General features: G+C 45.1%; 10 protein-coding genes. 7 read left to right on the forward strand and 3 right to left on the reverse strand.

Going from position 1 to position 11102, the window contains the following annotated elements:
* Positions 1 to 12: 12 nt before the first annotated feature.
* Together JGK16_RS06590 and JGK16_RS06595 are read right to left on the reverse strand one after the other, a co-directional pair.
* Entirely contained in the window at positions 13 to 276 is a 264-nt protein-coding gene (locus JGK16_RS06590) for a type II toxin-antitoxin system RelE/ParE family toxin (protein WP_293178806.1), read from the reverse strand.
* Complete coding sequence (locus JGK16_RS06595; protein WP_293178809.1) at positions 269 to 586, reverse strand: hypothetical protein; 318 nt, start codon at positions 584 to 586, stop codon at positions 269 to 271. Before JGK16_RS06595 ends, JGK16_RS06590 begins: the two co-directional genes overlap by 8 nt.
* Positions 587 to 640: 54 nt before the next feature.
* Between JGK16_RS06595 and JGK16_RS06600 the strand changes: the two genes are divergently transcribed.
* Both JGK16_RS06600 and JGK16_RS06605 read left to right on the forward strand, forming a co-directional pair.
* The gene (locus JGK16_RS06600; protein WP_293178812.1) at positions 641 to 1279 is read left to right on the forward strand and encodes a bifunctional 4-hydroxy-2-oxoglutarate aldolase/2-dehydro-3-deoxy-phosphogluconate aldolase; all 639 of its coding nucleotides are present in this window, start codon (positions 641 to 643) and stop codon (positions 1277 to 1279) included.
* A 117-nt stretch (positions 1280 to 1396) separates the two neighbouring features.
* A complete protein-coding gene (locus tag JGK16_RS06605; RefSeq protein WP_293178839.1) occupies positions 1397 to 1918 on the forward strand; it encodes a L,D-transpeptidase in 522 nt (173 codons plus the stop codon).
* Positions 1919 to 2120: 202 nt separating this feature from the next.
* Here JGK16_RS06605 and JGK16_RS06610 read toward each other — a convergent pair whose 3' ends face one another.
* The gene (locus JGK16_RS06610) at positions 2121 to 3710 is read right to left on the reverse strand and encodes an Hsp70 family protein (RefSeq protein WP_293189953.1); all 1590 of its coding nucleotides are present in this window, start codon (positions 3708 to 3710) and stop codon (positions 2121 to 2123) included.
* A 77-nt stretch (positions 3711 to 3787) separates the two neighbouring features.
* Here JGK16_RS06610 and JGK16_RS06615 point away from each other — a divergent pair, with 77 nt between their 5' ends.
* The 5 genes from JGK16_RS06615 (at position 3788) to JGK16_RS06635 (ending at position 11004) form a co-directional block, all read left to right on the forward strand.
* Positions 3788 to 5119 (forward strand): AAA family ATPase, encoded by a 1332-nt coding sequence (locus JGK16_RS06615; RefSeq protein ID WP_293189951.1) that lies wholly within the window; start codon positions 3788 to 3790, stop codon positions 5117 to 5119.
* Position 5120: 1 nt separating this feature from the next.
* Entirely contained in the window at positions 5121 to 5666 is a 546-nt protein-coding gene (locus JGK16_RS06620; RefSeq protein WP_293189949.1) for a hypothetical protein, read from the forward strand.
* Between the two features lie 264 nt (positions 5667 to 5930).
* The gene (locus tag JGK16_RS06625; RefSeq protein WP_293178821.1) at positions 5931 to 6620 is read left to right on the forward strand and encodes a CPBP family intramembrane glutamic endopeptidase; all 690 of its coding nucleotides are present in this window, start codon (positions 5931 to 5933) and stop codon (positions 6618 to 6620) included.
* A 1621-nt stretch (positions 6621 to 8241) separates the two neighbouring features.
* Positions 8242 to 9414 carry a glycosyltransferase family 4 protein gene (locus JGK16_RS06630; protein WP_293189947.1) on the forward strand — a complete coding sequence of 391 codons (1173 nt, stop codon included), beginning with the start codon at positions 8242 to 8244 and terminating at the stop codon, positions 9412 to 9414.
* A gap of 462 nt (positions 9415 to 9876) precedes the next feature.
* Positions 9877 to 11004, forward strand: coding sequence for a glycosyltransferase family 4 protein (locus JGK16_RS06635; protein ID WP_293178827.1), 1128 nt, complete (start codon positions 9877 to 9879; stop codon positions 11002 to 11004).
* Positions 11005 to 11102: the final 98 nt, after the last annotated feature.

The following is an 11102-nucleotide window of genomic DNA, read 5'->3' on the forward strand; positions in this document are numbered from 1 at the left end:
CCGGACTTGATATCACCCTTGGTAAACTTCTCGCCGGTGACGCACTTTACTGATATCGATCGTGCGGCTGTCGTCATCTATGGTGTATATTACCCTGTAATCGCCCACCCGAATTCGCCAGCCGTTTTTCTTCCCCTTTAACTTGAGACAGCCTGGGGGACGGGGCACACTGGCTAAAGCATTTATCTGGGGATAAATGCGACTGCTGATTTCAACGGGCAGAGCGTCCAGGTCTTTTTGAGCCGAACGTGCAGTAATGACCAAGTAATCAGACATTCAACATACCCTTTTCCTCAAGCTGGCGCTTAACTTCTTCCCAGGGAACTCTTGGTTCATCTTGTCTAGATTCAATAGTCAAAGAGTCATAAACATCCTCCCAGAGTTCGCCGTGCTTCTCGAAGTCAAGCAGCACCGCAATTTTTTCGCCTTGGCCGTCAACTAAAAACTGAAAGTCTGTCGGTTCGCCACATTCAGCCAACACGTCAACCCAAAATTCGCTGTGTTCTTTGAGGTCAACAATTGCAGCGGTTTTGTTGCCTTCATTGTCTGTTAAAAATTGAACGCCGCGCATATTGTAGTTTGGCATATATCGAATTTTGTAATGTGTACTAAAATTATATCCTAGTCAGAATGAGTTAGCATGAATCATCAATCTTGGTTGACACTACTAAAAAAACACCGAGCGATCGCCGTGATCCGTTCATCCGAACAGGAAGTCGCTTGGCAGATGGCAAAATCTGTAGCAGCAGGAGGAATCCAATTTATTGAAATTACCTGGAATACCCACAAAGCCGCTGAATTAATTTCGCAACTCCGCTCAGAATTGCCAGATTTTAGTATTGGTACTGGCACTTTATTACACTTAGAACAGTTGCAGCAAGCCATAGATTGCGGGGCTCAATTCCTGTTTACTCCGCACACCGATGTAGGCATGATTCAAGCAGCAGTTGATGCGAGAGTGCCGATCGTCCCTGGTGCTTTTTCTCCCACAGAAATTATGACGGCGTGGCAAGCAGGTGCTACCTGCGTGAAAGTTTTTCCGATCGCAGGCTTGGGAGGCGCTGCTTACCTGAAAAGCCTGCAAGGCCCTCTGGGCGACATTCCTTTGATTCCCACGGGCGGGGTGACGCTGGAAAATGCCAAGGTATTTATTGACGCTGGGGCGATCGCCGTTGGTTTAGCCGGAGACTTATTTCCCAAACACTTAGTGCAAAATCGAGATTGGCGGGCGATCGTCGAAATTGCCAAAACTCTCACCCAAAACTTAACAACTTGTTAAGCCCTCTTTCCCAATTTAAAATCTATAATCTACAATTTAAAATAGTACCAGGTGTGAAAGTTTCCCAATTCTTCAATTTTTCAATCTAAAACTATCAAATCGTCTTGGGTGTGAGGAATAAACATGATTATCAACTCAACTTACTTGCGTCGCGCAGGAACTTTATGTGTTGCCTGCGCCCTAACAGTTGCTGCATTTTGTGGCGGACAAATTCCTGCATTTGCAGGCGAACAGCGCAACATAATTGCCAATAGAATCATGCAGTTGCAGCAATCCAGTCAGCGCTGGATTGAAATTGATTTGTCAAGACAAAAACTCATAGCTTGGGAAGGAAATACACCCGTTTATGCGGTGACTATTTCCAGCGGCAAATCATCGACTCCCACCCGCACGGGAACCTTTGCCATCCAAACCAAATATCGCGTTACTAGAATGACTGGGGAAGACTACGACGTGCCCGACGTTCCCTATACAATGTATTACGATGGCGGTAATGCAATTCACGGCGCTTACTGGCACAATTTGTTTGGAAATCCCGTCACTCACGGCTGCACAAATGTAGCTGTAAATCACGCTAAATGGCTGTTCAATTGGGCCTCGGTGGGGACGCCTGTAGTGGTGCACAAATCTGAAATTTAACTAATAGGTTCGTAGATCAAACGGCGGTTGAAACCGCGTCTATACAGACAAAACAAGCCGGACGCCGGTTGAAGAGTGAGCGGTTAAAATTACATTTATGGAGACAAAATTCACTTCAAGGGCGTGGGAATTTTTGATTTCATTCAGTCCGCGGAGGCGGACTTCCTTTGTCTAGACGCGGTTTCAACCGTACGTCCTATATTTAACTTAACTGCACCACTGGTTTATCCTCTAACAAAGTTTCATTGGTTAGCAAATCTTCCACAGTAATCCGCAAAAAGCGCTGTTCGTCAACGCGGAAGAAAATTTTGACCCGATCGCTCCCCGGATACCCAGGCGGCGTCAATTGCGCGATACTGCGAGCTCCGTCTTTGTCATTTAGCGGCTGGACGGATCTTTCGCCCGCGAGTTGGCGAGTAATTAGCCTGTCGCCGTCAAAATAGATCTCCGTCCCACCAGTTTCCGCTCCCAATTCGCCGATAATTAATTCTATGCTGGGCTGATTTTCCAAAGAAGCTCCCAAGACTAATTCTACCGGTTCGGTCATCGGATAAGACTGACCGGATTTGATTAAACTGTGCCAACTGTGGCAATTTTCGCGGCGGTTCCAGTAGCGAATGCCGTAACTGTGATAGAGAAAATCTTTGATTTCTATGCCTTGACTTAATTGTAGAGCACCTTGGGCGATCGCCTCAAAGGGTTTGTCGCACCGAATTTTTGCCGGATCGAAATATTGCTGCACCCAACGCTGCACCGCTGGAATTTGGACAGTACCGCCAACGAGCAAAACTGCATTGATATCGCCAATTTCTAAGCCTTGGCGCCGCGCTTGCTGCAATACTTGATTCATGCACTCGTCGAGGTTCTCAAAAAACTGATGTTCGGCAAGGATAGATTCAAAGCCCGATCGGTCTAATTCTAATTCGTAACTCTCAAAAGTTTCGTCATCAAAATAAACCTCAGCCGCATTATTTAGCAAAGATAACTGAATCTTTAACCTTTCTGCCAACCTCGTCGTAATCGGAGATTTTGCCAACTTTTTCGTTTTAACAAAATAGTCAACCAACCAATTATCAATATCAGAACCGCCTAAATTTTGTCCGGCTTTAGCCAAAACCCTGGCAACTTTTGTCTTTTGTGCAGAAGATTCAGCTAACAACTTTTCGCCCCATTTCAGCAAAAACCCCAAAGGCTTTTTGTTGGCATTAACATCGAGGCGTACCAATGAAATATCGAGAGTGCCGCCGCCGAAATCAATCACTAATAGAATTTCGCGATCGGCCAAACCGTAACCCAAAGCAGCCGCCGTAGGCTCATCCAACATCCGCACCTGTTCCACTTGCAGAGATTCAGAAACTTTACCCAACCAATGGCGGTAAGCTTCAAAACTATCTACCGGCACAGTAAAAACCAAAGAATCTACCGACAAAGGCAATTCGCGAATTGAGTTCACAATTTGGCTCAAATACCACTCACCGACTCGTTCAAAATCAACAATTTGCCCGTCAAGTTCCGGCACAAAACCCTGCACAAAAGTGCCAATTCCCCGCTTAAAATTGCGAAAAAACCGAGAATCTCCACTCAGATCGAGGCCTTTGTCGCGGACTTGCTGACCGAGGATGACTTTATTTTGAGCAGCGTCCTCAACGTAGAGTAAACTGGGAATTAGGGGTGGATTTTGAACCGAGATTGCCGACAATCCCGGTAATTTCAAAGTTTCGGGCTGCTGGAGAGCCTGATTCCAGCGAGCGACGACGGTGTTGCTAGTTCCAAAGTCAATTGCGATCGTCATTGGGCCAAAATACACAGCTACTAAAGATTATCTTATAATATTATGGTATTTAGAGCTGACAATGCAAACATAATATTATGACTCAATCCACTTCCTTTGCAACACAGAACAAAGAGCCTGTATCGGGAATTAGTGAAATTGCAGTATGCGGGTACAAGTCTATTTATGAAGAGTGCCAAATTGAAGTGCGATCGCTGACAATTTTAGCCGGTGCCAACAGTTCTGGTAAGTCTAGCATTATGCAGCCGCTATTGCTGATGAAGCAAACGCTAGAAGCCCCTTACGATCCGGGTGGTTTGAAACTTGACGGGCCGAATGTTAAGTTTACATCCGCAGAACAGATATTGTCTAAACTGTCACCTGAAAAATACAACGATGAGTTTTATGTCAGGGTTAATCTAGAGAGAGATAATTTTTTGAAAAACGTTTTCAGCAAGCAGCCAAAACCTGGCATTAGAATTGTCAAGGCAATTTACTGTTTTCCTGACAATGATAAAATTATTACTATTTATCCGGGAATGCGACATCAAGAAGTGATTGAGGTTCTTCCAGAAAACTTTGCGGAAAATTACTATATTTTATTAGACAATATTGACGAAGAACCGCCACTATGGAGCGTAAGTAATGTTCGAGGTTTTTTAGACTTACGACTTGGTGAAAGTCATTTTGATTCATCCCATTTGGCAATCAACTTTCAACAATATATTCGCCAGATAATTCATGTTCCCGGATCGAGAGGCAATCCAGAACGCACCTATAATATCGCAGCATTTGGCAGTGAATTTACTGGAATTTTTGAAAATTATGTTGCTAGTATAGTTAATTCCTGGCAAGAAACCAAGGACGATCGACTGATAAAATTGGGTCAAGCCTTAGAGTTCCTGGGACTCAACTGGAAAGTTGAAGCCAGACAGATTAATGACGTACAAATTGAACTGCTGGTAGGTCGTTTATCCCGCAGCGGGAGTGCAATCGATACGGTTAGTATTGCTGATGTTGGCTTTGGGGTATCGCAAACTTTGCCTATTTTAGTTGCCTTGCTTGTAGCAGAACCAGGACAATTAGTTTACCTAGAACAGCCGGAAATTCACTTGCATCCTCGCGCTCAAGCTGCTTTAGCAGAGATATTAGTTGATGCTGCAAATCGAGGTGTGCGAGTAGTTCTAGAAACTCACAGTGAATTGCTGCTTTTAGCAGTTCAATCGTTAGTTGCCGAGGGTAAAATATTACCTGATTTAGTCAAACTTCACTGGTTTAAACGGCGCGACGATGGTGTTACAGAAGTCAGCAGTGCCGATCTAGATGAAACAGGAGCTTTTGGAGAGTGGCCGGAAGATTTTGGCGATGTCTCTTTGCATCTAGAAAACCGCTATTTGGATGCAGCCGAAGCTGTTTTGTGGAAGCATTAACATGGCAGATAAAATTTCTAAACGCCTGGTAATTGATGCTTCAGTTGCGCGTGCTGCTGGTGGAGAAGATGCTACCTATCCAATATCCGTTTACTGTCGCGATTTTCTCGAAGCTGTGTTGGATATTTCTCACAGAGTTGTGATGACTCCAGATATTAGAGATGAGTGGAACAAGCATCAATCAAAATCCGCTCGTATATGGCTGCGCCGGATGGTGGCAAAGAAGAAACTATGCCCCTGCGATATCGCGGTAGATGATAATTTGTGGTCTCAAGTTGAATCGATTGCCGAAAGCGATAAAGAGCGGGAAATAATGGTTAAAGATTTGCGGTTGGTGGAAGCTGCGATCGCTACCGATCGCACAGTAATTTCACTTGATAACAAAGTCAGACAATGTTTTGCTAAAGTAGCAGTAGAGGTTGATGAGCTTAAAGATATTATATGGGTAAATCCAGCCCAAATAGCAGAAAAACCTCTTGATTGGCTGCAAAATGGTGCTGAACCCGAAATAGAAAGATCGCTCGGATTTCAAAAAGCCGACAACTGAGTTAATTTAGAGTAATTCCTGATTAGGATCGGAAGTGCGATCGCCATTATACCAATTTTCCGATGCCACAAAGACGCACCACTTTGATAAGTGGCACAAAAATCATACTATTTTATATTTTATATTTTATATTGGGCATGACTGACGGCATCAGAATTTCAGGTTTGGCTAAAGTTAAATTTTTGTAAAACTGGTATCACCTCTGGGAACCGGCCAAGCTTTTACCTTTGATGTCAATCCAAATTTTCAAAGGTGGCGTAAAAAATGCTGGAAATTGGCGATCGCAAAACAGCACTCTTAGCTCTCACACTGCTCGTCCCCGCTGCGAGTATTGGTATAATAGCAGGCTTGTATATTGCCCCCGGAAGCTGGGGACAAACAGTATCAGCCTTGTGTCAACTTTGGTTGCTCCTTTTCCCGATCGCCTGGTGTGTTTTAGTCGATCGGCAAAAACTGCATTTATCCCTCCCCAAGCGGCGAGAATTGCGGGCTGGAGCCATTTGGGGAATAGCCATGTTTGCGGTAATTGTGGGTATCTACAGCCTTTTCGGCCAGCACTGGATCGATCCTGTAGCGGCCAAAGAAAAAGCTCGCCAATTGGGAACCAACAGCCAAAATATTTACTTAATTGTTGAAGCATATTTCGTGCTAGTTAACTCGCTGATTGAAGAATTTACTTGGCGGTGGTTTGTCTGCAACAAATGCCAGATTCTGATACCAGGAAAACCAGCCATATTTCTCAGTTCACTATTTTTCACCCTCCACCACATTTTTGTAATCGCAGCCTACAGCGACTGGCGCGCTGTGATTTTAGGCTCATTCGCCGTCTTCACCGCCGGGATAATTTGGTCGCACTGTTATCTAACTTACCGTTCGCTGTGGCCTAGTTATATCAGCCACGCGATCGCAGATTTAGCCCTCGCAATGATTGCTTGGCAAATCCTCTTTAACTAGCCACTTTTTTAGCAACTATAGCCAAATACGGTTCACTTAACGTTTTTGTCATTGCGAGCGATCGAGCGCGGCAATCGCAGAGACTATGACATTTCTCGGTTAAGTCAGGTGGGCGCTGAGCAATTATCTTCTTAAGTGAACCGTATTAAACTATAGCCCAATACGCTTGGGCTAACACTTTTTGTCCGCAGCGATCGCGCCCCAGAGCAATCTCAGTGTCTATTTTTCAAATCGTTATGACTGCGGGACTCTCTTAACTCAACCGTATTGGACGCTGCTGGGATTTTGACTGATGCTGTACAACAATTGAAAGTTCATGTATTCCCACCGAGAAATGCTTTGTGTGAAGACATCTATTTAAAGTTAGAGATTTTGTTGCGCTGGCGATCGCATAATTTTTACTGCGTGAAAACTGGCAAACCATATCGTTGCCACCCTGGGCACCACAACGCTCAAAAGTACACCGATTGTCCTTCGGAATCGTCAACTCAGGAAATATGATTTTTTCATAGCAGGATTTTTTTTGTAAGCGAACTCGCTTGATACATACCGCTAAGCTGCGGCTACCAATTAAGAGTCAAGGTTGCCACGATCTATATCACTGCACCATGACAATTGTTGTGATATTTACACGATCGTTAGGTAATTGGGGGAACTTGAATTTTACGGTAATTACTTAGACATCTGTTGGGCACGCTACATACTCGGTGGAGAAGTGGCAGTCACTTTTGGGGATACTTTCAGGCGATCGCCTGCCATTAAAAAATTTAAAACTCAGGCAGTTAATTAAATTGATACCAATCAAATTATATATTCTGTAGCGATCGACAAACCTACCTTTTTCAGCAGTCCAGACGCATCAAACGGTTTTTTAAGACATTTACGGCAACAAGATCGAGCAATAGTTAAAAAAAACCAGTTTTTCCTGATTAACCTATCCATGACTGTGATTTCTGCGATTCCCTTTCAGAATCAGCTCGCGTCCGTGCAGGTGTTTGAGCAAATTACATCTCTGAATTCAGAATAAATAATATATTTTTTAAGCGATACAGAGCGTATAGTAACTTAAAACACACAGTCAAGCATCAGTATTTCTAGCGATGATAGCTATCGCGAATTAATATTTTATAACTAATAATTTAATTTAATAGAATTTTATAACAAATTTTTCCGGACGGCGATTGTCAATCTCCGGAATATTGTTACGCTGGCTACCTTTCCCCAACACTAAAGTTTGGAGAGTTACGGTAAACCGTAACTCTGTGTCGGTAAGATCAGCAAATGATGTTATGTTAGGCAGGAAGTGTTGTAGAGCTTCGTGTGTGGGGCGAAAAAAGCTGATGTTAGATCGCGTATCTGTCTTGAGAAGTAACTTTCGCAGACCCGAAAAAATATCCCGCAGGGAACTGTTGGTGAATCGAATCCATCATTACTATAGATTGAATGACAGCGAAATTGTGGATCTATACTGGGGTGTTGCGAACAGTCGCTAGGTTTGATTCTATGCCCACACCGGGAAAGCGGTAATTAAGATTCACCCGCCCCTCTTTCCTGTCGGCTCTCACAAAGCGCGCTCATCGCAGCGTCGAAACCGAGTCGGATTATTCAGCGGGAGTTAAACATGAAAATCACCTTTGTTCTTCCTACTCTGTGTCTGACTGGTGGAATTCGAGTAATATCTATTTTCGCAGAACTCTTGAAACAACGAGGACACTCCGTGTTCGTCATCTCTGTACCCCATCAGCAAGCGAGTCTGCGCCAGCAAGTCAAGTCGCTGCTGCGGGGAAGGGGCTGGATTTCCACACCTGAAAATGAGCCATCATTTTTCGATAATCTCAGTGTAGAAAGCAAAATTATCGATCGCTCGCGCCCAATAGAAGACAAAGATGTGCCTGACGCTGACGTAGTAGTTGCCACCTGGTGGGAAACCGCCGAGTGGGTAGCAAAACTCTCCCCGAGCAAAGGAGCTAAAGCTTATTTTATCCAGCACCATGAAGTTTTTGACTATCTACCTGAAGGTAGAGTCGAAGCAACCTGGAAGCTACCCATGCACAAAATTACGATCTCTGACTGGTTAGTTGACCTAGCTCGGACTAAATATGGCGATCGCCAAGTTTCCTCAGCTCCTCCGAGCGTTGACACCAAGCAATTTTATGCCTGCCCTCGCCACAAACAATCGGTTCCTACCATTGGCATGATGTACTCTGCAATTTACTGGAAAGGAACCGACATCGCACTCAAAGCTTTTTCCCTAGCCGCTGAAAAAATTCCCAACCTGCGTCTGGTTGCCTTCGGTACAGAGGCCCCATCCCCGGAATTGCCGCTACCAGCCAATGCCGAGTATGTAATTAGACCCGACCAAGACAAACTCAAAGATTATTACAGCAAATGCGATGCGTGGCTGCTGGCGAGTCGCTCTGAAGGCTTCGGCTTGCCAATTATCGAAGCGATGGCGTGCCGCACTCCCGTCATCAGTACCACAGCAGGCGCTGCTCCTGAAATTTTGAGCGGCGGTACTGGCATACTTGTAAGCCCAGAAGATCCCGAAGAAATGGCAAAAGCCATAGAATCTATGTGTCATTTGTCGAATGCCCAGTGGCAAGCCATGTCGGAAGCCGCCTATGCTAAGGTGACCAATTACTCTTGGAAAGATGCCACGGAGCATTTTGAAGCAGGATTGAAAGTTGCTGTAGAGAAATCTCAACAGCGTGAAGTTAACATAGTTTCCTGTTCTCCCTACTATGTGCGGGGCCCATTACCATGCGCGGTTCCCACCGGCGCCGGAAAAAGTTAAGCTTTGATGTTAACAGCAGCAATTTGAAATTCTGCGCTAGTGATGCCAGCGATCGCGGGATTCTGCGTAGGAACTCAATTATCGTTTGGTAGGGTGCTTCTAGTAAAACTCACATCGGCGGTGTCCTGTTTTATACCCAGCAGTTTCGACACTAATTCTGACCGCATCTACCTCAAATACTGGTTTCCTGTTACTGCCGGCCAAAATCTCAACCCGAGTTCAACGGATGTTTGAAAGCTCAGGCTGTTAAAGGTTAGACTTGTCTAATCCTCACACATCTCCTGATTTGTCATTGGCAAAAGTCCCTGACGACAAAGTACGGCCGGCTCGACATCAAGTAACGATCGCCTCGATCATTGACCTAAACCCTGCGCCAAACCCAAAAAGAGACTCGTCAGTGCAAATAGATTAGGATGGAGAAGCTCGATCGACCAGTTTTGATCTTTCACATCTACCTATACTATGAGAATTACTTTTGTCCTTCCTACCCTTGCTCTTACAGGTGGCATGAGGGTTTTGTCTATCTACACACAAATTCTCCAACAGCGAGGACACACAATATGTATCGTCTCTACACCTCACGAACGACCAACTTTAATGCAACAATTGCGCTCTGTGGTCAGAGGTAAGGGTTGGGAACCCGCTCAGGCGAGAGGGCCGTCTCACTTTGACCGTATAGATGTCGAAAGTCGAGTTACCGAAACCTACCGTCCAATTACCGACAGGGACGTACCTGATGCCGATATTATCATGGCTACTTGGTGGGAAACTGCCGAGTGGGTGTCTAAACTCTCCCCCAGCAAAGGAGCGAAAGTATATTTTCTCCAACACTACGAGGCTTTTGACTACACACCAAAAGCTCGAGTAGATGCAACTTGGCGGCTGCCGATGCACAAAATTGCCGTCGCTAAGTGGCTGGAAGACAAGGCTAGGGATGAATTTGGTAATTTGTCTGTATCTCTCGTGCCTCCCACTGTTGACACCACACAGTTTTACGACCCCCGATCGCGATCGGGGCAGCCGCGGGGCAAGCAGTCAGTTCCCACAGTCGGGATGTACTATTCTATAGCTCCTTGGAAAGGCTGTGCTCTTGCCATTGAAGCTTTCAATCTAGCGGCCAAAAGAATCCCTAATCTTCGTTTAGTTGCCTTTGGTTCCGGCGAAACTGCTCCTCCGGATTTGTTGCAGCATAATATTGAGTATTACAAGATACCTAGTCAAGACGAACTCAAAGAACTTTACAGCAAATGCGATGCTTGGCTGTTTGCCAGCCAAACCGAAGGCTTCGGCTTGCCAATTTTAGAAGCGATGGCTTGTGGCACTCCAGTGATCGGCACTCCTGCTGGCGCGGCTCCGGAACTCCTCGCTGGCGGGGGTGGAATACTTGTGAAACCAGAAGACCCAGAGGATATGGCAAAAGCGATCGAGCAGATTTGTCAGTTGTCAGATGCCGAATGGCGGGCCATGTCTGAGACTGCTTTGGACACGGTGATACATTATACCTGGGAGGATGCAACCGATATCTTCGAGGCTGCACTGTACACCGCAGTCGAACGTCAGCCACAATTAACGGACAAGCTGTACAAATAGAGCATTCTCCTGTTGATTGATTTACTGAATTTTGCTGCAATTATCTGAATAATGTGTTAAACTAGCAGAATATTCAGCATTATTCACTTTTGGATAAC

The organism is Microcoleus sp. PH2017_09_SFU_O_A (assembly GCF_020738625.1).
Lineage (GTDB): Bacteria > Cyanobacteriota > Cyanobacteriia > Cyanobacteriales > Microcoleaceae > Microcoleus.